The following is a 24,611-nucleotide window of genomic DNA, read 5'->3' on the forward strand; positions in this document are numbered from 1 at the left end:
GGGTTCGAAGTTTGAAAGATTCCCTCATAAGGGGACGACACTTCGCATTTTATACCCGTAATAAGAACTGATTTTGGGGAGTTTTCTGTGGCAATACCGTTTCCGTTTTCCGCCCTGGTTGGGCAGGACGAAATTAAGCTGGCGTTATTGATCGCCGCAGTAGACCCCTCAATCGGGGGCGTTTTGATCTTTGGTGACCGGGGAACTGGAAAATCCACCGCTATTCGCGGGTTGGCCGCCCTGCTGCCAAAAATGCAGGCAGTCGCCGGATGTCGCTATTCCTGTAGCCCGGATGCCCCGTCTGACCTGTGCCCGGACTGTTCTGGGGAAAAGAAGAAAGCCTCTAAAACTGTTGAGATTTCTGTTCCAGTTGTCGACCTGCCCCTGGGTGCGACCGAGGATCGTGTGGTCGGCGCCCTGGACCTGGAACGTGCCCTGACCCAGGGCGAGAAGGCCTTTGAACCAGGGCTGCTGGCAAAGGCCAATCGCGGATTCTTGTATATCGATGAGGTGAACCTGCTGGAGGATCACCTGGTTGACCTTTTGCTGGACGTTGCTGCATCAGGGGAGAACCTTGTCGAGCGTGAAGGACTGAGCATCCGCCATCCCGCCCGCTTTGTCTTGATTGGCAGTGGCAATCCGGAAGAAGGGGAACTGCGCCCACAACTGCTGGACCGGTTCGGATTGTCTGTGGATGTGACAACCCCAGGCGATGTCAAAACCCGTGTTGAGGTTATAAGGCGACGCGATGACTTTGAGTGGGACCCGGCCGCCTTTCGCGATAAATGGATGAAAGAAGAAGACAAAACCCGCAAAAGCCTGATGCGGGCAAAGAAGTTACTGAAAGAGATTTCCGTGCCCGACACGGTATATGAGAGAGCCGCAGAACTCTGTCTTGCCCTGGGCACCGATGGTCTGCGCGGTGAGCTGACCTTGATCCGGGCCGCGCGCGCGCATGCCGCCCTGCATGGAAAAAAGACCGTAACCATCCAGGATTTGCGCAGCGTGGCTCCCCTGGCCCTGCGCCACCGCCTGCGCCGCGATCCCCTGGACGAAGCAGGATCCGGCACACGGGTACAACGCGCCATTGACGATGTTTTCGCCCCATGACGGGTCTGGCGCTGGATATTGCCTTTCGCGCACCAGCATTGCCGGATGATGCCTGCCGGGCTGCCCTGCTATTTGCAATAGACCCATTCGGTCTGGGGGGCGTGTGCCTAACCTCTCGTGCAGGGCCTCAGCGGGAGGCCTGGCTGACTTTTCTGCGTGCCCGATTGCCCCCGGACATGCCGGAACGCCGCCTGCCCAACGCCATCGCCGATGACCGATTGTTGGGAGGGCTGGATCTGTCCGCGACCCTGTCGTCCGGTAAGCCAATCGTTCAGCGGGGCCTTTTAGCCGATGTGGATGGTGGCCTGCTGATCATTCCAATGGCCGAACGCCTGGACCAGGGCACAGCCGCGAAACTATGTGCAACCCTGGACCAGGGGGAGGTACGGCTGGAGCGGGATGGCCTGACCGCCTGTCACCCGACCCGATTTGGGACAATCCTGCTGGATGAACGCACAGAAGATGAAGAACCCCCGCCAACTGGGTTGTGTGACCGTCTTGCCTTCCTTGTGGCATTGGACCCGACACAACAGGGTGATCCCACAATGTTCGAAGCTGCAGACCGGGATGCGATCCTTCTGGCGAGGGAGATTCTGCCAGGCGTTGAAATCGCACCGGAATATCTGGATGCGATCTGCGGAACGACCCTGGCCTATGGTGTTGCCTCCGCCCGGGCAGCCCTCCTAACTCTGCGGGCCGCCCGCGCTGCTGCGGCTCTGGAGGGGCGCAGTCAGGTCACGCAAGACGATGTGGCCCTGGCCGCCAGATTGGTCATCGGTCCCCGCGCGACGCAAATGCCCGCCCCACCAGAAGAGCCAGAGGCCGAGCCTGAAGAGGCCGAGCAGCCGAAACCACCACCAAATGACCTGCCGGAAGACCCGCAGGATGAACGCGATGCACCGCAAGATCCGCTGGATCCAAGCGCGCTGCAGGAAATGATGATTGAGGCAACTAGAGCCTCTCTTCCTGCCAATCTTTTGGCATCCCTGGCCTCAGAATTGGGCCGTGGCAAATCCGGACAGGGCGGGCGCAACGGCCAAACCCAAATGGGAGATCGCAGAGGACGCCCCATTGGCACACGACGCGGCATCCCAAAGCCAGGCCAGCGGCTGAATGTGTTGGAAACCCTGCGCGCCGCCGCCCCCTGGCAGCCCCTGCGCCGACACCAAAGGGCCAATGATGCAAAATCCGGTACGGTGCCGCGTATGGAAATCCGTCGGGATGATTTTCGCATCACCCGCTATAAGCAGAATGCTGAAACCGTCACAATTTTTGTCGTCGACGCTTCCGGCTCTGCTGCGGTGAACCGACTGGCAGAGGCCAAAGGGGCGGTCGAATTGCTGTTGGCGGATTGTTATATTCGCCGCGACAGCGTTGCCCTGATCACCTTTTCAGGCCGATTGACAGAGGTCGCCCTGCCGCCCACACGCTCCCTTGTAATGGCGAAACGCCGGCTGACTGGACTGCCGGGCGGGGGCGGCACGCCAATGGCAGCCGCCATTGATATGGCCGCCGACCTGGCACTGGCTATTCGCCGCAAGGGGCAAACGCCAACGCTGGTATTCATGACCGATGGCAAGGCGAATTTAACCCGCGAGGGTAAGGGAGATCGGGCACAAGCGGGTCAGGAGGCAATGACCGCCGCCCGTCAGTTGGCTGCTTCTGGCATTGGTACGCTGATGGTGGATATCAGCCCCCGCCCAAGCACGCCTGCCAGAGAATTGGCTGCTGCGATGCGGGCGAAATACCTGCCTCTGCCCTTTGCGGACCCCGCGAAACTGTCTAACGCCGTGAAGGGAGCGACGGACCATGTTTGAGCGGGATCGTCTGTCGCTGGACATTCATGGAAAGGACTGGCCCCTGCGCCAGCACAGCCGAACCGTCACAGCGGGGGGATTATCCTGGCATGTGCAGATCATGGGAACCGGTCCGGTTTTATTGATGCTGCATGGGACCGGGGCGTCGACCCATACCTGGCGTGCGCTGATGCCCGAACTGGCGCAGCATTATACCATCGTCGCACCGGATCTTCCTGGGCATGGATTTACCGGAGCCCCCACACGGCAGGATTTAACAGTCGGGGGCATGGCCCGTGCCGTTTCCGCCCTGCTGAAGGTTTTGAACCTGACACCAGACCTGGCTGTTGGTCACTCTGCGGGGGCGGCGGTCCTGATCTGGGCAACATTGGAGGGTTTGATCCATCCCAAGGCGCTGATCGCCATCAATGGGGCCCTGCTGCCATTCAAGGGGGCCAGCGGTTGGATATTCCCGACGATGGCGCGGTTGCTTTTCGTTAATCCCTTTACCCCCCGTCTGTTTGCCCGTCAGGCCAGCGCGGAAGGGGTCGCCCGCCTGATACGCCAGACCGGATCAACATTGGATGAAGGCGGGATTGATTATTATCGCCGCCTGATGCGCAGCCCCGCCCATTGCGCCGCCGCCCTGGGCATGATGGCAAATTGGGACCTGCGCCCGATGGGCCGCCTGTTTCCCAGATTACAGACACCCCTGCACCTGATTGTGGGGGAAGAGGACGAGGCGGTAGATCCAGATGATATGGAAATTGTTCTGAACAAGGTCCCCAAAGGTACGGGATACCGCCTGCCAGGGTTAGGACATTTGGCCCATGAGGAAGACCCGCACCAGATTATCGCCTTGATCCGGAAGATCGATAGGGACCTTCAGGGCACCGACCCCCCAGCGGCATGACCGCTGGACCAGGCCCATTGGAAATTGTAACCGCCCAGCCAGCCAGTGACATCCACAGCCTCCCCGATCACATACAGGCCAGGGACCGTCTTTACCTCCATTGTGCGCGATGACAGGGCATTGGTGTCCACGCCCCCCAATGTCACCTCAGCCTTTGCATATCCTTCTGTTCCCGACGGCGTGACACGCCAGGCATTCAGGCGGTCCCCCAGGGCAACCAGGTCTTTATCAGCGATTTCGCCAATTGGGCGCTTTGGCAGGTGATCGGCTGCAAAGGCGGATGCCAGACGCGCCGGGAGAAGTTCTGACAGCGCCGTTTGTGGCTCAATCTTTGCCCGTCCGCGCTTACGCTGACACAAATAATCCGCTGCCGATTGATCGGGCACCACATTCAGCGTGATCTCCTCCCCTTCGCGCCAATAGGAGGAAATTTGCAGGATCGCCGGGCCGGACAGGCCACGATGCGTCAACAGCATTGCTTCGCGAAAGCTGCGATTGCCACACTGGGCAATACAGTCCAAGGCAAGCCCGCTCAACGACTGCATCAGCGCCAGGTCCTGCGCCGCCACTGTCAGGGGGACCAGGCCAGGTCGCAAATTATGCAGCGGCAATCCGAATTTCTGCGCAATATCATGGGCAAAACCGGTCGCCCCCATCTTGGGGATCGACAGGCCACCGGTTGCCAAAACCAGAGCGGGCGCTTTAAACGCACCGTGATGGGTCGAAACCGTAAAGCCATCAGAATGGCTAACATCTGTGACGCTATGGCTGGTCCTGATATCGACCCCGACGACCTGACATTCCGCCAGCAACATCGCCACGACGGCGCGCGCAGAGCCATCGCAAAACAATTGCCCCAGGGTCTTTTCATGCCAGGCGATTTTGTGCTTTTCGATCAGGTCCAGAAAATCAAACTGGGTATAACGCGCCAGGGCGGATTTGCAGAAATGCGGATTGCCAGACAGAAAGTTTTCCGCAGAACAGCCGATATTGGTGAAGTTGCAGCGCCCGCCGCCTGAGATCAGAATTTTTTTCCCAACCTGATCGGCGTGATCCAACACCAGAACCCGCCGCCCCCGCGCACCCGCCGTCATGGCACACATCAGACCAGCCGCCCCAGCGCCGATGACAATCGTATCGAACTGCAGTGTCTGCACCAGGATTTACCACCAATTTTAGGAAGAATGGTTAAGGACAAAACCGATAAATTAAACGCGATACTGATCACCTGTATAACAAGGAACATGCCTGTAAAAGATTAAAATCTGGAGCAATATTTTATATATTTTTTGCTATAAATTTAGCTTAAGGGAATCATTTCCGCATTTTTATAGCGAAATCAATATTAAAATAGTATAATCTGCACCAAAATGTTATTTTATAGTAAAATCGCTATCAAGGCATACTATGATTAAGAGTCCCGACCAAAGAATATCGACGCCGGCTGAAATGGGAACCGTGATCCATCGGCGGAGACGTGCGCTTAAACTCAGCCAAGCCACACTATCCTCCATAAGCGGTGTAGCGCAACCGAACCTGTCTAACATCGAGCGGGGAAAGAGCTCGGCCACACTCGATACATATCTACGCCTGCTCACCGCCCTTGGCATCGACCTGTATGGAATTCCGCGATCATGAAACTGGATGTCTGGCTTGAAGGCAAAATGACTCCCGTTGGGACGCTAGAAAGGCTGGCCGACAAGACGCTGCGATTCACGTATTCCAACGATGCGACCCTTCCAATTTCCGCATCAATGATCGTCAGACAAGCATCCTATAGCGATGCAGCCTGCGTCGCATACTTTGGGAACCTTCTGTTCGAAGGCCAGGCATTGGAACACGTTGTTGCAACTCATGGCCTTGATCGCGATGACATCGGAAGCCTTCTGTATCACCTTGGTACCGATTGCGCTGGTGCAATATCAATTACGCCAGAAGGAACGGGACCGGGCAAATACCCAGGTCGATTCCCTCATGACTATGAAGAAATTGACCACAATCGGATGCGGACAATCATCACCTCGCTGCATCGGCATGGTCGGTTACCGGATGGCGAACGAGACCCATCCCCCGTGGCTGGCATCCAACCGAAGCTGGCGGTTGTCTATCATGACCAGAAATTCTACCAACCCAAAATCGGCAGTAAGGCGCCAACAACGCATATCCTGAAAGTATCCCCAAGATCCGATCTGGCAATCGCAAAATATGAGGCTGCCCTGTTGGGATTCGCTACAACAATTGACATCGTTTCTGCTGAAACCCAATTCCTGGAGTTTATAGGAGATGACGGCGAAGAAATTGGGGCTGTGTTGTCCACCAGGTTTGATAGACGTGTCGATGACAGCTGTATCTCCCGTCTGCATTGCGAAGACTTCTGCCAGGCGCTAGGCCTTTCCAAAGTTTTAAAATATGAACGAAACGCCCAGCGCGACGATCTCCGTTTCTCAGCAAAAGCCATAGGACAGATCGCTTCTCAAACTGCCGTCCCAGCAAATTTTCAAATCGATTTCTTTAAGCAGACATTGTTCAATCTTGCGGTCGGTAATACCGATAATCACGCAAAAAACGGAACCATTCTGTATCGTGGGAATTATGGAGTATTGGCACCGCTTTATGACGTTGTCCCGATCACGATAAACCCGCACTTTACGCACCAACTTGCTTTCAGAATCGGTGATGCTAAATGGACCGAAGACGTCACAGTCGATAACATCGAAAAATTCATGGGAGATATTGGTTTTCGACGAAAAAAGTTTGAAAAGAGATGGCTCGATATTCTGTCTCACATCGCGAAAGAAAGCGTGCCATATTTTGCGGCACAGGGGGGAAAACCGCTCGCAGATGGAATTGCAGCACAATTGACCGTCCTTCAGGAAGCCCTCAAACTCAACTTGAACATTCCTGAGCGGGACTATTTTCCGAGACCAATTCGGGATCAAGGGTGACATATCGAATTGTTAGATAAGGCGGTGTCCGAAAAGGACTGCGGTTTCGCAGAACGCGATTTTCTAGCCACCAACAATATCAGATTCCAGCAAGACACTGGTGAAGGTTCGAGATGAAACATACAGTCGCCAGCAACGCGACCGGATTAACCGGCCGCAGCGCGCGACGAAGGAATGGTGGGCCATGTAAGATTCGAACTTACGACCTGCCGATTAAGAGTCGGATGCTCTACCAACTGAGCTAATGGCCCGTACCGATTTTGTCGAACGGTGGCGCGGTATAGCGTCTGTGGACGGGCTTGTCGAGACCGAAGATGACCTTAAAGGCCATTGCTTTCGCCCTGTCGACCAATACGAAGGTCGCGATGGACATAGACATTCATAATCAACGCGAATCCGAACATCACCGCCAGCAGGGCAGACCCGCCATAACTGACCAGGGGAAGGGGCAAGCCGACCACGGGAATAACGCCCATCACCATGGCGATGTTAATGAAGACATAGAAAGAAAATGTCACGATACAGCCCATGGCCAGCAAACGGCCAAACTGGTTACGGGACCGCAAGGCGATGCCAAAGCCATATACCATCAAAACCAGATACAGCGACATCAGCGCCAGGCACCCGATCAGGCCGAATTCTTCCGCAAGCATCGTGAATATGAAGTCAGTCTGTTTCTCTGGCAGGAAATTCAAATGACTTTGAGACCCTTTGGTAAAGCCGCGCCCGACAATGCCCCCCGCCCCCATCGCAATTTTAGACTGCAGGATATGATACCCACTGCCCAGCGGATCAGATTCAGGGTTCAGCAACACCAGGACACGGCGTTTCTGATAGGGGTGCATCATGCTCCAAATCAAAGGACTGGCCGCCAGACCGGCAATCCCGACAACGGCGAATTTCCACCAGCGAACCCCTGCCAGCAGGAACATCACCACACCGCCGCCGCATAAAACAATGGCAGTTCCCAAATCAGGCTGGCGCAACACCAACAATGTCGGGGCGGCGATAAACAGGGCGGGAACGATCAAAACGCTGAAACGACCGACATCCTCGTAGGACAATTTATGAAAGTAGCGGGCAAGTGCCAGCACCAGCGTGAATTTCATTAATTCTGATGGCTGGAATGTGCCGATAAAGGGGATCGCGATCCATCGCGTAGCGCCGCCCCCGACAGCGCCCTTGATTTCCACGATAACCAACAGCAGAAAACTAAGCATATAAATAAGATAGGCATAACGCATGATGATGCGGATATCGACCAGGGCCAGCACCAGCATCCCGACAGAAAACGCCAGATACTTTGTCAATTGACTATGTGCCCAGGGGTCCCAGGACCCATTGGCCGCCGAATATTGCATCGCCAGCCCAACCCCGACACACAGGCCAATCAAAAGAAACATGATCCAATTGATCTGCCAGATCTTTTGACCCAGGGTCATTTCCGGTTGGCGCAACTCTCCATGGCGAATCGCCATCAGCCTGCCCCCTCGGATCCGGTTTCATTGGTTTTGGCGTCCGCCGTTGCAAATCCCTGCAGGCGCAGAACCTCTTCTAAAACATCGCGCGCGACAGGCGCAGCGGCACGTGATCCCCCCTCTGCATGTTCAACGACAACCGATACGGCATATCGGGGATTGTGAACCGGTGCAAAACCGACAAACAGAGCATGATCCCGCAAGCGCCAGGCAATATCATCGCCGGACCGAATGCCGGCATCGCGCTCCGCCTGGGAAATTCGACGAACCTGACTGGTTCCCGTTTTGCCGCCCATCGTCAAGTCGGCAAAGCGAAGGGCTGATTTTCGTGCCGTCCCATGAACCCCATTGACCACCGCATCCATACCGCGAAGAACGATTTCCAAATGATCCGGATGAAATCCGGTATCTTGAAAATCTGGGCGGGTGGCATCCGGCGGCGGGTTAATGGACCCGGCAGCTTCCGTTGCAGCCGCCAGCTTCTGTTCCGGCGACATCTCTTTGGAGGGGATATTTTGGGCATCATCCGACAGGGGTTTCCCATCCAGACCAAACCCTGGCACAGGAAAGGTCATACGCGGACGCACGGCCTTGCCGCCATTCACAATACGCGCCGTCATGACTGCTAGTTGCAGGGGAGTCGTTAACACGAAGCCCTGACCAATACCGACGACCAGTGTCTCCCCCATATGCCAGGGCTGTCCGCGTTCTTCACGTTTCCACTTGCGGGTTGGAATCAGTCCTGATCGTTCGCCCAGCAGCTCAATTTCAGTAGGAATGCCCAGCCCCAATCGGGCACAGACCTCTGCAATCCGGTCCACACCAACCCGTCTTGCGACATCATAGAACCAAACGTCACAGGATTGTTCCAGGGCCGAAACCATGTCCATGGAGCCATGGCCATAATGCTTCCAGCAATGGAACCGGCGATCCCCCAGTTCCATAAAACCGGGGCAATAAACGGAATGATCAGCAGCAATACCATTTTCCAGTGCCGCTAGGGCCACGGCGACCTTAAACGTGGAACCAGGTGAATACTGCCCGGCAATCGCCTTATTGGTCAGGGGACCATAGGGATTCTTCACCAGTTTCTGCCATTCGGTGGCTCCGATCCCTTCACTGAATGCGTTAGGATCGTATGACGGCACGGAAACCAATGCCAGGACATCGCCATTATGCACATCCATCACAACGACGGAGGCCGCCTTTTCATCCTTCAGACGATTTGCGGTGAATTCCTGTAACCGCATATCCAGTGTCAGGCGAATTTCACGGCCGGGTTGACCTTCCTGGCGGTCGATTTCCCGGATCACACGTCCCAGCGCATTCACCTCAACCTTGCTGGTGCCAGACGTTCCGCGCAAAGCAAGGTCATAATGCTTCTCAATGCCATTCTTCCCGACACGGAAGCCTGGCAATTCCAGCAAAGGGTCGCCGGTTAAGTCCTTTTCCGATACAGCCGCCACATAGCCCACGACATGCGCCATATTCTCCCCATAGGGATAGTGTCGGATCTGTCCGACATCAATACTGACCCCGGGAAGGTCGGGTTGATTGACCCCGATCCGGCTGACATCTCTCCAACTGAGATTCTCTGCAACAGTGATTGGAACGAAGGCCAGGCGGCTTTGCGCCTCTTTCAGCACCCGCGCGATGGTATGGTCCTTTAAGTCAATCAGCGTTGCCAGCTTGTTAAGCACCGCCTCTATGCCGCCAGCCGCCTGAGCCTGTTCCCGGACCAACACGACACGATAGTTCTGAACATTGATCGCCAGGTAGTCACCAGCACGATCCACGATAAACCCTCTGGGCGGTCCAATCAGGCGAAAATTGATGCGGTTCTCTTCCGCCAGCATGGCATAGCGTTCACTCTCCAGCACTTGAAGGTAATAGAGACGCGCACCAAGCCCGCCCATGACCAGGGTCTGTCCGCCCATAAACAGGGCGGCCCGGCGGGTAAATACTTTGGCCTTGGTCTTATCCGGATTCATTGTGTGCTAGATCCTATGCATCCGAGTCTCGTGCAGGCACCGCTTTATGGGCTTGTGATAACAAGGCAGCCAGTGGTGGATACAACATAATCGTTAACAGCAAACCAAAGGTCGCCCCCAGTGGATCAATGAACTGACCGGCCAACATGACATGGATCATCCATGTCACCATTGCGCCGCCAAATGCGATCAGCATAAAGCCCCACCATACGACACCAAAACTCTTGCCATGAAAGAAACGGCGTTGAGATACAACGACCAGATAGGTCAACAACAGGATAAAGGACGTGATGCCAATTGGCGCCCCGGTTAACATATCCTGCAGGGCGCCCAGCAACAGGATGTAAAACGTGTTCAACAGGTCCGGTCGATAAATCGTCCAATAGTAAACCGCGATCAAAGATAAAGCCGGGGCGATAAGGGGTAACATCGGCAAACGGGTCGGCACCGCGCTGACGACAACGATGACCAATGTGCACAGCAGGGGCAGCAAGCCGCGCGCAAAGTGATCCATTTTGTTAAAAAGTCCGGTTCTCATCGCCGTCCCATTCGTGATCCGGCGCCTGTGCCGTTCACCGATGCACTTTGGTCAGATTCTTAGAGCATCATGCGCTCGCATGAGCTCATACATGATGCTCTAGCCCAATGCAGAAATCGTCTTAGTCACTTTGTGACGTTTGGCCAGACCTGATCATGCCGTCCCCTAAAATGCCATCCAGCCCGAATTCCATCAACCGGACCAGCTCCGGGCGCTCAGACGTGGCATAAGGCATGACCCGAACGCCATTCTCATCCACGCTTGAAATAACGCCAACCGGCAGGCCCGGCGGAAAGGCCGCTGCATCACCCGACGTCACAACCCGTTGGCCCAGTTTCAATTCAGAATTGGCGGCCCCGTAAATCAATCGTGGAACGGCCGTGTTATCCCCGGCCAGAATTGCCCGCGCACGCGAACTTTCGATGACAACAGGAATGCGGCTATTCAAATCCGTGATCAACAGAACCCGCGAAGAGCGGCGACCAACTTCTGCGACGCGCCCGATCAGCCCGGCACCGGTCACGGCAACCTGTCCCTTTCGAACGCCATCCTGAGACCCGACATTCAACAACAGGGCCCGAACGAATATTCCCCCTGTACCGATGACGCGACCGGTTACAAATCGTTCTACATCCTGGCGCTGAAATGCCAGAAGGTCACGCATCTGGGTATTTTCAATTTCAAGATTTCGGGCAACGGCCTGCCATTGCTGCAGGCGCGCAACCTCTTGGCGCAGACGCGCATTGTCCTGATACATATTGGCAAATGCATCAATGCGATCAACCAAGAGATTGGCAGCATCGATCGGGCGCGCCAGGGTATCTAGGATTGGGGCAGCAACATCGGTGACCTGCGTGCGCGCCCGTTCAAATGCAGCAGGATCGGTTCGCCCAATGATCATCAAGGCGACGGCCGACCCCAGGAACAAGAGAAACAGAATCCTTTGCGCTGCCGTACGAAGCGGCTGCGCCGTTCTGATTTCCGGCCCTTTCGCGCGTTTCGCCAAGGTGGCCCCCGCCCTTTCAGATTCTATAAAACCAAACGACTCGCCAGAGAGTCGACCTTTTGAAAGGCAACCAGTTAATTATACATACTAATCAAGACGTTCTTCAAGGTTCGCATCTCTTCCAGACACCGTCCCGTCCCCAAAGCGACGCAGCTTAATGCTTCGTCAGCGATCGAAACAGGAAGACCCGTGGCATGACGCAGAACATAGTCCAGGTTGCGCAGCATCCCGCCGCCGCCAGTCAGAACAATCCCTTTATCGACAATATCAGCAGCCAGTTCCGGCGGCGTCTGTTCCAATGCGACTTTCACCGCCTCGATGATCGCGCCAACCGGTTCAGCCAGGCTTTCAGCAATTTGGCGTTCTGAGATGTTCAATTCCTTTGGCACACCATTCATCAGGTCGCGCCCTTTGATCTCCATCATTTCGCCATCGCCCTCTTCCGGCGGACAGGCCGAGCCGATCTTCTTCTTGATGCGCTCTGCAGAACCTTCCCCGACCAGCAGGTTATGATTGCGGCGAATATAGGCGATAATCGCCTCATCCATCTTGTCACCACCGACACGCACGGATCGGGAATATACGATCCCGCCCAGGGACAGAACCGCGACTTCCGTCGTGCCCCCGCCGATATCAACGACCATGGAGCCCGTTGGCTCGGTTACCGGCAGATTGGCCCCAATTGCTGCTGCCATAGGTTCTTCGATCAGGAAAACGCGGCGTGCGCCGGCGCTTTCTGCAGATTCCTGAATGGCGCGGCGCTCGACCGCGGTGGATCCGGACGGAACACAGACAATGACCTGCGGGCTGGCAAAGCTGCGGCGGTTATGGACCTTGCGAATGAAATGCTTGATCATTTCTTCGGCGACTTCGAAGTCGGCGATCACACCATCGCGCAATGGGCGAATGGCCTGGATGTTTCCAGGGGTTCGGCCCAGCATCATCTTCGCCTCGTCCCCAACAGCCAAGACCTGCTTTTTGCCCTTCACATCTGCGATTGCAACCACGGACGGTTCATTCAGGACAATACCGCGCCCTTTCACGTAGACAAGAGTATTGGCCGTGCCGAGGTCGATTGCCATATCGGCGGACAGAAAACCAAGTAACCGAGAAAACATAGTGGGTGCCTTTAGCCTCTAACGCTGTGTGATCCTATTTATCAGGATCTGACAGTGGGATTGTTTCATGCTCTGGTTAAGGGATCTGATGTGGTTTATAAAATTGGACCGCCTATTCCAAGCTAGGTCTTCTGGATGTACGCTGATTCATGCGACGCGGCAATTCTTTTCTCCGCAGAAAATCAGGCAAAAGTAAGGCATTTAACCAGATTGAAACCGTTGCTGTTGCTACTGTCTTTCTATAACCGGAACGGCGGGGCGGTCGTCTGTGCGCAAGATGCCAAAGGTGTCATGATCCTGCCATCGGCCATTTATGCATAGAAACTTGCGCGCGCGCCCTTCCAACTGGAATCCGGACTTTAGCAACAACTGGCGGCTGGCCTCATTATCAATCAGACATGCCGCCTCCACCCGGTGCAAATTGAGCTTGCGGAAGGCGAAATCCAGCGTGATTTGAAGGGATTCCGACATATAGCCCTGGCGCGCATATGCTTGCCCGACCCAATATCCAATGTTGGCGGATTCCACCACCCCATGGCGGACATTCGCTAGGGTGATCCCCCCAACCAGGCTTGAGGTTTTACCGTCAAATATAAAGAAACCGTAGCCGATACCCGAGCGCCATTCCTGTTCAACCCGATGAACACGGCGACGGAATGCCGCCGCAGTCAAGGCATCGCGCGACCAGGCAGGTTCCCATGGTTCCAGAAACGCCTTGGACTCTCCCCGAACCTTCAGCCACTCCTTTTGATCGGCCCATTTGGGGGGGCGCAAATAGACCCGTGGCCCAGAAAAGACACATCGTGGGGGAGAGCTTCGGAAAAAGTCAAACATCAGTCCCGCCGTCAGTTCAGGCGCAAACGATCTGAGATACGCTCATAACTTTCAAGCTGAGAAAGCGGCCCAATCGCCGCCAGGCTAAGCGGCGAGGCAAACACCCGCCGCGCCATAGCGGTCAAGGCATCATGGTCCACAGCGTCCAGCGCCTTGAGTTGATCTGCTTCGGACACTGGATGACCATGCGCCAGCATCTGATTTCCCAATTGATCGCTGCGGCTGTTCGTGCTTTCCCGCGACATCAGCAAGGACGCCTTGGATTGCGCGATTGCACGACTGATTTCAACTTCCGTTAGAGTGTCAGCCAGCGCACATATTTCGTCCGTCACAACGGGGATAAGTTCGGCAACATCCTTTTCGCTGGTACCGGCATACAGCCCAAACATGCCGCTATCGGCAAAAGTCGAACTGAAGGAATAGATTGAATAAACCAATCCACGCTCTTCCCGGATGGACTGAAACAGGCGAGATGACATGCCGCCGCCAAACAAGGCGGACAATACACCAGCCGTGTAATAGTCCTGACCTTCGAAGGAAGGCCCCTCAAACCCCATCAGCAGATGAACCTGTTCGCTGTCGCGGGCTTCGCGATACTCTCCCCCCCGATAGACTGCGCGGGGATTATCAGTCTCTTGTGCCGGGCCCAGATTCTGGAATTTCTCTGCCGCCAATTGGGCGAATTGTTCATGATCCAGTCCACCAGCGGCACACAGGACCATATTCTCCCCCGCATATCGCTTTGCCATAAAGTCACGGATTGCATCACGGGGCATATCGCGCACCGTATCAACAGTACCCAAAACAGGCCGCCCCATCGCCTGGCCGGGATAGGCGACTTCCTGGAACCGATCATAAATCACGTCATCGGGCGTATCATGACACTCCCCGATTTCCTGCAGGATGACGCCCCGTTCCCGCTCTAATTCCTGTGGATCAAAGGTTGAATTTTGTAGAATGTCGGCAATGATATCCAGGGCCAAAGGTAAATCATCGGCCATGACCTTGGCATAGTAAGCGGTATTCTCGCGCGACGTATAGGCATTCAGCAACCCACCAACCGCTTCAATTTCCTCGGCAATATGGCGGGCACTGCGCCGTTTTGTGCCCTTGAAAGCCATATGCTCCAGGAAATGCGCGACACCATTTATCTCCGCAGGTTCAACCCGCGCCCCGGCCCCGACCCACACGCCGACACTGGCGGTGCGCAGACCTGGCATCGGATCGGTTGCAATCCGCAAACCATTGTCCAGTGTTGTGATCTGGGGATCACTGGTCATTGCACACCCGCCCGATTAGACCCACGGCGCACATAATCCTGAACCGCACTGACGGAATTGGGCAGACGATCATAGCGCTCTTCCCGGTCAAACAAATCCAGCAGACGCGGGGGTAAACTGGGATGCAGCCCCGTTGCCTGCTTGACCACATCAGGGAATTTCGCGGGATGCGCCGTCGCTGCGACAACAAGTGGCACGCTGGGATCATGACGACGGGTCCAACCTGCGACAATGCCGATTGCGCTGTGCGGATCAACCAGTTCGCCAGTCGATTCCAAGACCGCCTTGATGGCTGCTATCGTCTGTTCATTAGACAATCTGTGACTGGAAAACAGTTGCAAAGCGTTTTGCCAACGGGGTGTTTCGATATTCAGATATCCCGACGCCCGGAAGGTTTGCATCAAATGGGCCGTCGCCGCGCCATCCCGGTCCATCAATTCAAACAACAACCGTTCGAAATTGCTGGAGACCTGAATGTCCATAGAAGGCGAATGGGTTGGCACCACATCGCGCATCGACATGTCGTTGCTTTCAAAAAAGCGAGTCAGAATATCGTTCTCATTGGACCCCACAATCAGTTGGGAAATGGGCAAACCCATCTCCCGGGCCGCATAAGCTGCAAAGACATTCCCGAAATTACCGGTTGGAACAGAAAAAGCGACTTCCCGATCCGGTGCCCCCAGCGACAGGGAGGCATGCACATAATAGACGATCTGACACATGATCCGCGCCCAATTGATCGAATTGACGGCAGACAGATGCATGTCATCCCGAAATTCCAGATCATTGAACAGGGCCTTTACGACATCCTGACAATCATCAAATGTCCCATCAATGGCGATGTTGTGCACATTGGATGCTGCTACCGTGGTCATTTGACGGCGCTGCACGTCCGAGCACCGCTGATACGGATGCATGATGAAGATATCAATCGCATCCCGGTCGCGACAGGCCTCGATAGCCGCGGACCCGGTATCACCCGATGTCGCACCAACGATACAGATCCGTTCTCCCCGTCGGGTCAGGACATGTTCGAACAAGCGTCCAACAACCTGCAAGGCATAATCCTTGAAGCTGAGTGTCGGGCCATGAAACAGTTCCATCAGCCACGTGTCAGCGCTGAGCTGCTTTAGCGGGGCAACGGCATCATGATCGAACCCGCTATAGGCATCGGTGGCGATGTCGGCGAAATCATCTTCTGAAATGACATCCCCCAGGAAGGGCATGCAGACCCGCACCGCCAATTCGTCATAGGGCAGGCCGCGCATTTCCCGCCATTCCGCAGCGGAGAATTTCGGCCAGTCGGATGGGACATACAAACCGCCATCCCGTGCCAAGCCGGTCAGCAAAACATCGTCAAAACCTAAATCAGGCGCAGAACCACGGGTCGAAACATAGCGCATCGCTGTATCCTATTTGGCGGGAACCGATGATGTTGCGACCTTTGACTCTGTGGTCGTGACCGGAATCATTCGCATATCCCGCTGCGGGAATGGAATGCTGAGCCCAGCGGCTTCGATCTGTTCCTTGGTCCACCGGGTCATATCCCACTTCAGCCCCCAGAAATCGGCGCTGTTTGCCCAGAACCGCATGGTGATATTGACCGAATTGTCGCCCAGGGTCGTGACCATGCATTGCGGCGCCGGATCCTTCAGGACGCGATCATCCTTTTCCATAAGACCATTCAAGACAGTCATCGCAACGCCAATATCATCCTCGTAGGATATGCCGACCACCAGATCCATCCGGCGCCGTCCGTTGCGGGAATAATTTGTCACCTTTGCATTCCAAATGCTGCTGTTCGGGCAGGAAACATAAACGCCATCAACCGTCGTGAATTGGGTCGTGAACAGGCCGATTTCATCCACCGTCGCTGAGACGGGACCAGCATCAATAAAATCACCGACCCGGAACGGGCGCAGAATCAGCAACATGATTCCGGCGGCAATATTCTGCAGGGTACCTTGCAGGGCCAGACCGATTGCCAAACCAGCGGCACCTAAAATCGCAATAATGCTGGCCGTCTGAACACCAAACTGGTTCAGGATCGCGATGATCGTGATAATGACAATCAAATAGCGCAACAGGCTTGCGAACAGTGGTTTCAAGGTACCATCGATCCGCTGGTACTTGTTCAGACTGCGTCGTGTCCAGCTTGACAAACGCCCCGCCAACCACAGCCCGATAATCAGGATTATCAAGGCCTGCAGAATGTTGCTGCCATAATCCAGGGCGGTGGGCACCAGCCAGTTCCAAACTTCTTCCATTTGTTCGGTCGAAAAATCCATCATCTCTATCCTTCCAGGTACCGTCGATGCAAATGACGCTTAAACGCCGTTGCGTCCAACGTGCGACCGGTTGCTTGGGTGATCAATCCATCGGCTTCCAGGTACGATCCTTTGGTATGAATGGCATCACCAAGCCACTGCATCAAGGGTGAAAAATCCCCGCGCGCAAGGGCTTGTGGGATTTCTGAATTGGCTTTGTGGGCCGCCTCCGCCAGTTGTGCGGCCAGCATCGCCCCCAATGTGTAGGTTGGGAAATACCCGAAGGCCCCGTCATACCAGTGAATATCCTGTAGGCAGCCACGACGATCATCTGGCACATCCACGCCCAGCAGTTCTTTCATCCCCTGATTCCAGGCGCCGGGCAGATCCGCCAATGGCAAATCCCCCGACAAAAGCGGTCTCTCTAATCGTGTGCGCAAAATAACATGGGCGGGGTAGGTCACTTCATCCGCTTCGACACGAATGAAATCCGGTTGAACCCATTGTTGCAGGCGTCGAAAATTCTCCGGCGCATAGGCGGGATCCGGGCCCAGAACATCCGATGCCTGAACAGCCAACCAACCCAGAAATTCTGAAGACCGACTGGCCTGCATTTCGACACTTAGCGACTGGCTTTCATGCACCACCATGCCCAGGGCTTGTCCAACAGGCTGTCTTGTCCAGGCGGCAGGCAATCCAGCCTCATAAGCGGCATGACCACATTCATGCAGCACTGCCATGACCGAGGCCATCGGGTCATTTTCGCGATAAGAAACGGTGATGCGCTGATCCCCGCGATACCCGGTTGAGAAAGGATGTGCACTGACATCAATGCGGCCTGCCTCAAAACGAAAGCCGGTTGCGCCTGCCAGGCGCTCCACCAGTTTCTGCTGCTGCGCCACTGGCACTGGTTTTGGCAGTACGGGCAATCCCTTTTGCGCCTGACGCGCGGTCACAGCTTCCAGGAAATCTGGCAGAAAAGCAGCATAATCATTAAACACCGGGTCAATATCAGCCGCCCGTACTCCCGGCGCATAGGATTCCAGCAAGGCATCATACGGATCCAGGTCCAAGGCCTGCCCATAGGCTTGGGCGCTTTCCTGGGTCAAATCTATCACGATCGACAGCTTGTCTGATACGACAGCAAAATCCGACTTGGCCCTGGCGTCGCGCCAGACATGCTCACAAGTACTGGTCGCATTGCTGATGGCCGCGACAAGATCGTCGGGCAGCGCTGTTGCAAATCTATGGTCCCGCCGCATTTCGCGCAAATTTGCGCGCTGCCAGGACTCCAGATCTTCCTGTTCTGCTGCGGAGAACAGATCCTCCATCACTGGGTCGGTTAGGGCGCGATGACCCAATACCCGTAATTCGGACAATTGCTCTCCCCGTGGCGACGCCCCTTCCGTGGGCATCATCGTGGCTGCATCCCAATGCAGGACGCTGGCCACTTCACCATATAGGGCAATCTGGCGAAACCGCGCTTCTAGTCTCTTATAGGCGGAATTCTGTTCCATCGCGGCATCAGGCATCCGATTGAGGATCCTGCTTCGGCGGGCGGTGATACAAAACAAATATGACCGCCAAGGCAATCGCCAGGAAGAACCATGTCAGCGCATATTGCAGATGATTATTTGGAATATCCAAACGCCACTGACGCCCCACTGGAAAGAGACCCGGTACCATGTCATTACCATCCACGACATAGAAGTTTGGTAAGGATGCGCCAATCTGAGTCCCCATCTGGGTACTGTTGATCGAATACCACATGTTTCGTTCCGGCTCATTCTCCGGAAGGAATACATGCTGCAGCCCCGTGATTGGACGCTGGAACCGCACAATGCCATTCACCGTGGTCTGACCATCGATCAGACCTTCCTCGCGTGTGGACTGTTCCTTTTTATCGAAGGGAACCCATCCGCGATTGACCAGGATCACAGGAGCGCCAGGCACATCATCCCGCTGAAACGGTGTGATGACATGCAAGCCGGGATTTCCATTCAGTGATCGATTTAACAGGAACATCTCCGATTCATTCAGGAAATGGCCTGTCATTTTAACCTGCCTGAATTCCATGTCGTCCATCGACAGGTCGCCCTGCGGCAATGTCTCTGCAGCCATTGTCGAGCGTTCCTGCAACTTTGAGATCAGGTCCGCCTTCCATTCCATCCGCTGCAGTTGCCAGACACCCAGCGACACAAGAACGATCAGTGAAGGGATCGTAAACAGGGTCGGAACCAACTTTAGACGCGAGAGCATGAAATGTATTTCCTTTTAGACGCAGAACGTCGAAATTTATGAGTTTTCCGGGCCGTCTGTTCCGCTATCACTGGCCTGATTCACATATTGCAGCGCGATCAGAAGACCTTTCGCACGGGGCATCAAAACCAGAGTCAGGAGTATCACAACCGGAACCGTCACCAGGATTGGCACCCAAACAGCGGTATCAAAAGCCAGCAGCACCCATGCGCCAAGCCCGACCCCGATTGCCCCAATAATCAGGATCAGAAACGGCACCGCACCATCACCAGCATTTTCAAAGTCATATGTCAGGCCACAAAAACCGCATCCCTGTGCAACCTGCAAGAACCCTGAAAACAACCGCCCTTCACCACAGCGCGGACAACGCCCCTTATACCCGGTCTTCCAGGGAGACGGGAGATCATAATGCGAATGAGCCATCGTTGGGGGCCTTTCAGGTATGTTGAAAACTGCAGCAAGGCACGTCTGTATAAAAGATCAGTTTTCAAACAAAGGGCCAGGGCGCCGCCATGACATCCCTGACCCCCTGATAAAAAGCAGACGTGTGAGGTCAGCCGCCCCACCAGTAGACACAGACAAACAGGAACAACCACACCACATCAACGAAATGCCAGTACCAGGCGGCCGCTTCAAAGCCGAAATGCTGTGTTGGCGTGAAGTCACCACGGTTCACGCGCACCAGGCAGACTGCCAGGAAGATTGTTCCAACCAGAACATGGAACCCGTGAAAGCCGGTCGCCATATAGAAGGTTGAAGAATAGATACCTTCGGTAAATCCGAAGGACGCATGACCATATTCATAGGCCTGTATGGCGCTGAAGCATGCCCCCAGGATGACCGTAAAGATCAACCCCTGGATCGTTCCTTTGCGGTTCCCTTCGCGCAAAGCATGGTGCGCCCAGGTCACCGTGCAGCCCGACAACAAAAGGATCATGGTGTTCAACAACGGCAGATGAAATGCATCCAGGGTTTCGATGTGAACCGGTGGCCACTGCCCCCCGGTTGCTTCGACACGTGCGAACTGGATCGGATCGGCGGTAAAGATACTGACATCGAAATACGCCCAGAAGAAGGCTGCGAAGAACATGACTTCCGATGCGATGAACAGCGCCATACCATACCGAAGGCCCAATTGAACCACTGGCTTGTGGTCGCCGCCATTGGCTTCCCGCACGACGTCGCGCCACCAGAAATACATCGTCAACAGGACCATAATCAGCCCGATGAGAGTGCCCGCCAGGCCAATGGAAATGCCCCCCATCATATCCGGATGGAGATACCACACCGTCCCAAAGGCCAGTATAAAGGCGCTTAACGCCCCAAAAGCCGGCCAGGGACTCGGATTTACAAGATGATAATCGTGATCGACCGCGTGATGATCGGCTGCCATGGTCTTCAACCCCCATAGTGATCCGCATTGACCCGTCCCACCACCGGAACGCCCAACACCAGACTCTTGTTTACGCCTCTTACCCTATGCCACGTGATGTGACACAGAACCACATTCTTCCACCGCGTCAATTGACCGGCTGGACACTATCAAGCGCTGCTGTGTTTTCATTTTCAGCTGCAGCCTTCTTGTCTTCCGACTCTTCCACATCCTTCTTACGATAGAAAGTATACGAAAGCGTGATCGTATTCGTATCATCCAGGTTACTATCTTCCAGGATGCCGGGGTCAATATAAAAACTGACCGGCATGTCTGCAACTTGGCCCGGATCAAGCGCCTGTTCCGTGAAACAGAAACATTCGGTCTTCACAAAATACTGTCCGGCCTTCAGCGGCGTGACATTGAAAGTCGCCGTGCCAACGGTCCGTTCATTGGATACGGATTCCGCCCTGTAAAAGGCCATGCCGGTTTCCCCGACCCGCACCGTGATCTCTCGCTGTTCCGGATTGAACTGCCACGGCAAGCCCTTGTTCATCGACGCATCAAATCGAATCGTAACCTGACGATCCGACACAGCATCCTGGGTTGGTGCCGTGCCGACCTGGGTCGTTCCACCATAACCCGTTACGCGGCAGAAGAGATTGTACAGTGGCACGGAGGCGAAGCTCATCCCCACCATAAAGCCGACGACCAATACGCAGCCGATCATCAGCCGTTTGTTTTTCCGTGCAATGTCGTTTTCTCTGCTCATTGGACAATCACCCGCCTGCTGATGCGTCAATACCCGCCTTGATGCGGACGACGGACACCACAAATACAATCACCACCAGGGCCGCCACAGACAGGGCGACAGCGATGTTCCGACTGCGTTGGCGGCGACGGATTTCATCGTCCGTCATCGTCAATGTGTCTTTAGACTCAGTGGCCAAAACAACCGCTCCTCAAAAACGTTACCCGATCAAGCCAACGCCACGATCCAGGATCATCGCGCCAAACAGGGCAAACAGATAGAATATCGAATAACCAAACATGCGCTTGGCCGATTTGTCACTGTCGTCCCGCCATACTGCGATTGCCGACAGGATAAACAATCCTCCCAACACCGCTGCGGCCATACCATACAACGGACCTGCAACGCCCAGCCAATAAGGGGCAACGGCACAGGGAAACAACAGCAGGGTATAGATAAACATCTGCTTTTTGGTTTCACGCACCCCCGCGACAACAGGCAGCATCGGTACGCCAGCATCGGCATAATCGCCCCTGCGATAAAGCGCCAGGGCCCAGAAATGCGGCGGCGTCCACAAAAAGATCAACCCAAACAGAACAACGGATTCCAGCGACACGCCGCCCGTCACTGCGGCCCAGCCAATCATCGGCGGGAAAGCACCGGCAGCACCGCCAATCACAATATTCTGTGGGGTAGAGCGCTTGAGCCACATCGTATAAATGAAGACATAGAACAAGATCGCAACCGCCAGCAAACCAGCCGCGACATAGTTCACCGCCAATGCCATGATCACGACGGACCCCAGCGACAGCACAGTTCCAAAGGCTAGTGCGTCATCCGGGGCAACCTTACCACGGGGGATCGGACGACCCCGCGTGCGCACCATGATCGCGTCGATATCACGATCAAACCACATATTGATGGCACCCGCTGCACCAGCGCCGACAGCAATACACAGCACAGCAACCGCCGCCAGAATCGGGTGAATGGAACCAGGCGCAACAAAAAGACCCGCAAAACCGGAAAACACGACCAGAGACATAACGCGCGGCTTCAACAGACGCACAAAATCACGGACCTCCGCCCCTTTGGAGGCAGACAACCCAGTCTGATCGGACAATCCCCGATTTATCAGGGCATTCCCTTCCAGGGTGGCGGATTGAAAAGTGGTATCACTCACGCTGTTTCAGTCCCAATCATGGTTCGTTTCGGTAGCGGCATCGACCATACGATGGCTTCCTGGCGACGCCCGCCAAACAATGGCTGGGCAAACCAACCCCGCCATTGGATTCTGACCAATGGCGGGGAAATCCTGGCTTAGTGGCCGCTGCCACCCCCAATGCGGGGCAGCGTGCTGAATGTATGGAATGGGGGCGGTGAACTGACCGTCCATTCCAATGTCGTCGCACCTTCACCCCACGGATTGGCCGCCGCCTTGCGGCCTGCAACCAGCGTGTAGATCACCACGATGACAAAAAACAGTGTCGATGCGAATGAGATATAGGCCCCGATCGATGAGATCAGATTCCATTCGGCAAACCCATCCGCATAATCGATGTACCGACGCGGCATCCCGGCCAGCCCAAGGAAATGCTGTGGGAAGAAGGTCAGGTTCACGCCAACGAAGGTGGTCCAGAAGTGCACGTAACCAGCCCAGGTCGGGATTTCCCGTCCGGACATTTTGCCCATCCAGTAATACATCCCCATGAACAATGCGAAGACAGCGCCCAATGACAGAACATAGTGGAAATGCGCCACGACATAGTAGGTATCATGCAACTGCAAATCCATGCCGGCATTCGCCAGAACAACACCGGTCACGCCGCCAACGGTGAACAGGAAGATGAAGCCAATCGCCCACAGCATCGGCACGGTGAAACGGATGGAACCGCCCCACATTGTTGCGATCCAGCTGAAAATCTTGATCCCGGTCGGGACAGCAATCACCATTGTTGCCGCAGTAAAGTAGGCCCGCGTATCGACATCCAGACCCACCGTGTACATGTGGTGCGCCCAGACGACAAAGCCCACGACCCCGATTGCGACCATGGCATAGGCCATGCCCAGATACCCGAAAATGGGCTTCTTGGAGAACGTGGAAACAACGTGGCTGAGGATGCCAAAGCCAGGCAGGATCATGATATACACTTCCGGGTGACCGAAGAACCAGAACAGGTGCTGGAACAGGATCGGATCCCCGCCGCCATCCGGACGGAAGAAGGACGTGCCGAAATTACGGTCCGTCAACAGCATCGTAATGGCGCCCCCCAGAACCGGCAGCGACAAGACCAAAAGGAACGCAGTTACCAGCATTGACCAGGCGAACAACGGCATTTTATGCAAGGTCATGCCAGGGGCACGCATGTTGAAAATCGTCGTGATAAAGTTGATCGCCCCCAGGATCGAGCTGGCCCCCGCCAGGTGAAGGGCGAAAATCGCAAAATCCACAGCGGCGAGATCATGCCCGGTAAACAATCCCTGCCCGGTGCTGGAAAGCGGCGGATACATTGTCCAGCCGGTTCCGGCGCCGCCACCAATCAATGTCGACAACAGCAACAGCGCAAATGCAGGAATCAACAGCCAGAAAGAGATGTTGTTCATACGCGGGAAGGCCATATCCGGCGCGCCGATCATCAATGGCACGAACCAGTTCCCAAAGCCCCCGATCAGTCCGGGCATAACAACAAAGAACACCATGATCAGACCATGCGCGGTGATCACCGTATTCCATTCATGCCCGCCCGACATAATCTGAACGCCCGGTTCCTGCAATTCCATCCGCATATAGATGGAAGCCGCACCCCCGATCAGTCCTGCAATAATCGAGAAGATAAGATACATCGTCCCGATGTCTTTATGGTTGGTTGAAAACAACCAGCGAGCAATACCCGTCGGGGCTCCGTGATCATCATGCGCTGCTGCGGCATATCCCATCGAAATTCTCCGTCTTCCC

The 24,611-nt window shown here is 55.2% G+C and carries 24 protein-coding genes and 1 tRNA gene; 6 read left to right on the forward strand and 19 right to left on the reverse strand.

The window, feature by feature from the left end; translation table 11 throughout:
- Positions 1-87: 87 nt before the first annotated feature.
- Genes bchI through bchO form a run of 3 tightly spaced genes read left to right on the forward strand, consistent with a single transcriptional unit; the run spans position 88 to position 3,819 of the window.
- Positions 88-1,110, forward strand: a complete 1,023-nt coding sequence (gene bchI / locus ACOSDR_RS07920; RefSeq protein WP_420730894.1) for a magnesium chelatase ATPase subunit I — start codon at positions 88-90, stop codon at positions 1,108-1,110.
- On the forward strand, positions 1,107-2,927 hold the full coding sequence (locus ACOSDR_RS07925) for a magnesium chelatase subunit D (protein WP_420730895.1): 1,821 nt from the start codon (positions 1,107-1,109) through the stop codon (positions 2,925-2,927). Before bchI ends, ACOSDR_RS07925 begins: the two co-directional genes overlap by 4 nt.
- Positions 2,920-3,819, forward strand: coding sequence for an alpha/beta fold hydrolase BchO (gene bchO, locus ACOSDR_RS07930; protein WP_420730896.1), 900 nt, complete (start codon positions 2,920-2,922; stop codon positions 3,817-3,819). Before ACOSDR_RS07925 ends, bchO begins: the two co-directional genes overlap by 8 nt.
- On the opposite strand, the gene ACOSDR_RS07935 is transcribed toward bchO, so the two are convergent.
- The gene (locus ACOSDR_RS07935; protein WP_420731061.1) at positions 3,792-4,922 is read right to left on the reverse strand and encodes an NAD(P)/FAD-dependent oxidoreductase; all 1,131 of its coding nucleotides are present in this window, start codon (positions 4,920-4,922) and stop codon (positions 3,792-3,794) included. The genes bchO and ACOSDR_RS07935 overlap by 28 nt on opposite strands.
- 346 nt (positions 4,923-5,268) lie before the next feature.
- Here ACOSDR_RS07935 and ACOSDR_RS07940 point away from each other — a divergent pair, with 346 nt between their 5' ends.
- The gene (locus tag ACOSDR_RS07940; protein ID WP_420731062.1) at positions 5,269-5,457 is read left to right on the forward strand and encodes a helix-turn-helix domain-containing protein; all 189 of its coding nucleotides are present in this window, start codon (positions 5,269-5,271) and stop codon (positions 5,455-5,457) included.
- The gene (locus ACOSDR_RS07945; protein WP_420730897.1) at positions 5,454-6,764 is read left to right on the forward strand and encodes a HipA domain-containing protein; all 1,311 of its coding nucleotides are present in this window, start codon (positions 5,454-5,456) and stop codon (positions 6,762-6,764) included. Before ACOSDR_RS07940 ends, ACOSDR_RS07945 begins: the two co-directional genes overlap by 4 nt.
- Positions 6,765-6,939: 175 nt before the next feature.
- Here the strand turns inward: ACOSDR_RS07945 and ACOSDR_RS07950 are convergent.
- The 17 genes from ACOSDR_RS07950 to cyoE all read right to left on the reverse strand — a co-directional run bounded on the left by ACOSDR_RS07950 (position 6,940) and on the right by cyoE (position 22,838).
- Positions 6,940-7,015: transfer RNA gene (locus tag ACOSDR_RS07950), tRNA-Lys, on the reverse strand.
- Positions 7,016-7,084: 69 nt separating this feature from the next.
- Positions 7,085-8,242 carry a rod shape-determining protein RodA gene (rodA, locus tag ACOSDR_RS07955; protein WP_420730898.1) on the reverse strand — a complete coding sequence of 386 codons (1,158 nt, stop codon included), beginning with the start codon at positions 8,240-8,242 and terminating at the stop codon, positions 7,085-7,087.
- Positions 8,242-10,233 (reverse strand): penicillin-binding protein 2, encoded by a 1,992-nt coding sequence (mrdA, locus tag ACOSDR_RS07960; protein ID WP_420725684.1) that lies wholly within the window; start codon positions 10,231-10,233, stop codon positions 8,242-8,244. The genes rodA and mrdA overlap by 1 nt, the downstream gene beginning before the upstream one ends.
- 13 nt (positions 10,234-10,246) lie before the next feature.
- A complete protein-coding gene (gene mreD / locus ACOSDR_RS07965; protein WP_420725683.1) occupies positions 10,247-10,771 on the reverse strand; it encodes a rod shape-determining protein MreD in 525 nt (174 codons plus the stop codon).
- A gap of 121 nt (positions 10,772-10,892) precedes the next feature.
- Entirely contained in the window at positions 10,893-11,777 is an 885-nt protein-coding gene (gene mreC / locus ACOSDR_RS07970; protein ID WP_420725682.1) for a rod shape-determining protein MreC, read from the reverse strand.
- A gap of 74 nt (positions 11,778-11,851) precedes the next feature.
- Positions 11,852-12,895, reverse strand: a complete 1,044-nt coding sequence (locus tag ACOSDR_RS07975) for a rod shape-determining protein (protein ID WP_420725681.1) — start codon at positions 12,893-12,895, stop codon at positions 11,852-11,854.
- A 228-nt stretch (positions 12,896-13,123) separates the two neighbouring features.
- Entirely contained in the window at positions 13,124-13,729 is a 606-nt protein-coding gene (locus tag ACOSDR_RS07980) for a GNAT family N-acetyltransferase (RefSeq protein WP_420730899.1), read from the reverse strand.
- An 11-nt stretch (positions 13,730-13,740) separates the two neighbouring features.
- Positions 13,741-15,009, reverse strand: coding sequence for a M16 family metallopeptidase (locus ACOSDR_RS07985; RefSeq protein ID WP_420730900.1), 1,269 nt, complete (start codon positions 15,007-15,009; stop codon positions 13,741-13,743).
- Positions 15,006-16,412 carry a threonine synthase gene (gene thrC / locus ACOSDR_RS07990; protein WP_420730901.1) on the reverse strand — a complete coding sequence of 469 codons (1,407 nt, stop codon included), beginning with the start codon at positions 16,410-16,412 and terminating at the stop codon, positions 15,006-15,008. Before thrC ends, ACOSDR_RS07985 begins: the two co-directional genes overlap by 4 nt.
- 9 nt (positions 16,413-16,421) lie before the next feature.
- The gene (locus ACOSDR_RS07995) at positions 16,422-17,300 is read right to left on the reverse strand and encodes a mechanosensitive ion channel family protein (RefSeq protein ID WP_420730902.1); all 879 of its coding nucleotides are present in this window, start codon (positions 17,298-17,300) and stop codon (positions 16,422-16,424) included.
- A 2-nt stretch (positions 17,301-17,302) separates the two neighbouring features.
- Positions 17,303-18,808 (reverse strand): carboxypeptidase M32, encoded by a 1,506-nt coding sequence (locus ACOSDR_RS08000; protein ID WP_420730903.1) that lies wholly within the window; start codon positions 18,806-18,808, stop codon positions 17,303-17,305.
- Positions 18,801-19,535, reverse strand: a complete 735-nt coding sequence (locus tag ACOSDR_RS08005; protein ID WP_420725675.1) for an SURF1 family protein — start codon at positions 19,533-19,535, stop codon at positions 18,801-18,803. The genes ACOSDR_RS08000 and ACOSDR_RS08005 overlap by 8 nt, the downstream gene beginning before the upstream one ends.
- A 36-nt stretch (positions 19,536-19,571) precedes the next feature.
- On the reverse strand, positions 19,572-19,958 hold the full coding sequence (locus ACOSDR_RS08010) for a DUF983 domain-containing protein (RefSeq protein WP_420725674.1): 387 nt from the start codon (positions 19,956-19,958) through the stop codon (positions 19,572-19,574).
- A gap of 130 nt (positions 19,959-20,088) precedes the next feature.
- A complete protein-coding gene (locus ACOSDR_RS08015; RefSeq protein ID WP_420725673.1) occupies positions 20,089-20,928 on the reverse strand; it encodes a cytochrome c oxidase subunit 3 in 840 nt (279 codons plus the stop codon).
- A 127-nt stretch (positions 20,929-21,055) separates the two neighbouring features.
- Positions 21,056-21,679 (reverse strand): cytochrome c oxidase assembly protein, encoded by a 624-nt coding sequence (locus tag ACOSDR_RS08020; protein WP_420730904.1) that lies wholly within the window; start codon positions 21,677-21,679, stop codon positions 21,056-21,058.
- Between the two features lie 7 nt (positions 21,680-21,686).
- Complete coding sequence (locus tag ACOSDR_RS08025; protein ID WP_420725671.1) at positions 21,687-21,827, reverse strand: hypothetical protein; 141 nt, start codon at positions 21,825-21,827, stop codon at positions 21,687-21,689.
- 51 nt (positions 21,828-21,878) lie between these two features.
- Complete coding sequence (cyoE, locus tag ACOSDR_RS08030; protein WP_420725670.1) at positions 21,879-22,838, reverse strand: heme o synthase; 960 nt, start codon at positions 22,836-22,838, stop codon at positions 21,879-21,881.
- An 18-nt stretch (positions 22,839-22,856) separates the two neighbouring features.
- Between cyoE and ACOSDR_RS08035 the strand changes: the two genes are divergently transcribed.
- Entirely contained in the window at positions 22,857-22,979 is a 123-nt protein-coding gene (locus ACOSDR_RS08035; RefSeq protein ID WP_420725669.1) for a hypothetical protein, read from the forward strand.
- Here ACOSDR_RS08035 and ctaD read toward each other — a convergent pair.
- Entirely contained in the window at positions 22,976-24,592 is a 1,617-nt protein-coding gene (ctaD, locus tag ACOSDR_RS08040) for a cytochrome c oxidase subunit I (protein ID WP_420725668.1), read from the reverse strand. The genes ACOSDR_RS08035 and ctaD overlap by 4 nt on opposite strands.
- Positions 24,593-24,611 lie beyond the last annotated feature (19 nt).

Source organism: Hwanghaeella sp. 1Z406 (assembly GCF_048892425.1).
In the GTDB taxonomy this organism is placed as follows: Bacteria; Pseudomonadota; Alphaproteobacteria; order UBA8366; family Aestuariispiraceae; genus Pacificispira.

Bases quoted from the DNA above. Each gene is read 5' to 3' on its own strand.
- ACOSDR_RS07945 (WP_420730897.1), top strand. From the start codon at position 5,454: ATGAAACTGGATGTCTGGCTTGAAGGCAAAATGACTCCCGTTGGGACG.
- ctaD (WP_420725668.1), bottom strand. From the start codon at position 24,592: ATGGGATATGCCGCAGCAGCGCATGATGATCACGGAGCCCCGACGGGT.
- mrdA (WP_420725684.1), bottom strand. From the start codon at position 10,233: ATGAATCCGGATAAGACCAAGGCCAAAGTATTTACCCGCCGGGCCGCC.
- ACOSDR_RS08025 (WP_420725671.1), bottom strand. From the start codon at position 21,827: ATGACGGACGATGAAATCCGTCGCCGCCAACGCAGTCGGAACATCGCT.
- rodA (WP_420730898.1), bottom strand. From the start codon at position 8,242: ATGGCGATTCGCCATGGAGAGTTGCGCCAACCGGAAATGACCCTGGGT.
- mreD (WP_420725683.1), bottom strand. From the start codon at position 10,771: ATGAGAACCGGACTTTTTAACAAAATGGATCACTTTGCGCGCGGCTTG.
- ACOSDR_RS08035 (WP_420725669.1), top strand. From the start codon at position 22,857: ATGGTTCGTTTCGGTAGCGGCATCGACCATACGATGGCTTCCTGGCGA.
- ACOSDR_RS08000 (WP_420730903.1), bottom strand. From the start codon at position 18,808: ATGCCTGATGCCGCGATGGAACAGAATTCCGCCTATAAGAGACTAGAA.
- ACOSDR_RS07985 (WP_420730900.1), bottom strand. From the start codon at position 15,009: ATGACCAGTGATCCCCAGATCACAACACTGGACAATGGTTTGCGGATT.
- thrC (WP_420730901.1), bottom strand. From the start codon at position 16,412: ATGCGCTATGTTTCGACCCGTGGTTCTGCGCCTGATTTAGGTTTTGAC.
- ACOSDR_RS08015 (WP_420725673.1), bottom strand. From the start codon at position 20,928: ATGGCAGCCGATCATCACGCGGTCGATCACGATTATCATCTTGTAAAT.
- ACOSDR_RS08010 (WP_420725674.1), bottom strand. From the start codon at position 19,958: ATGGCTCATTCGCATTATGATCTCCCGTCTCCCTGGAAGACCGGGTAT.
- bchO (WP_420730896.1), top strand. From the start codon at position 2,920: ATGTTTGAGCGGGATCGTCTGTCGCTGGACATTCATGGAAAGGACTGG.
- ACOSDR_RS07980 (WP_420730899.1), bottom strand. From the start codon at position 13,729: ATGTTTGACTTTTTCCGAAGCTCTCCCCCACGATGTGTCTTTTCTGGG.
- ACOSDR_RS07975 (WP_420725681.1), bottom strand. From the start codon at position 12,895: ATGTTTTCTCGGTTACTTGGTTTTCTGTCCGCCGATATGGCAATCGAC.
- ACOSDR_RS08020 (WP_420730904.1), bottom strand. From the start codon at position 21,679: ATGAGCAGAGAAAACGACATTGCACGGAAAAACAAACGGCTGATGATC.
- ACOSDR_RS07925 (WP_420730895.1), top strand. From the start codon at position 1,107: ATGACGGGTCTGGCGCTGGATATTGCCTTTCGCGCACCAGCATTGCCG.
- ACOSDR_RS07995 (WP_420730902.1), bottom strand. From the start codon at position 17,300: ATGATGGATTTTTCGACCGAACAAATGGAAGAAGTTTGGAACTGGCTG.
- ACOSDR_RS07940 (WP_420731062.1), top strand. From the start codon at position 5,269: ATGGGAACCGTGATCCATCGGCGGAGACGTGCGCTTAAACTCAGCCAA.
- ACOSDR_RS07935 (WP_420731061.1), bottom strand. From the start codon at position 4,922: ATGTGTGCCATGACGGCGGGTGCGCGGGGGCGGCGGGTTCTGGTGTTG.
- ACOSDR_RS08005 (WP_420725675.1), bottom strand. From the start codon at position 19,535: ATGCTCTCGCGTCTAAAGTTGGTTCCGACCCTGTTTACGATCCCTTCA.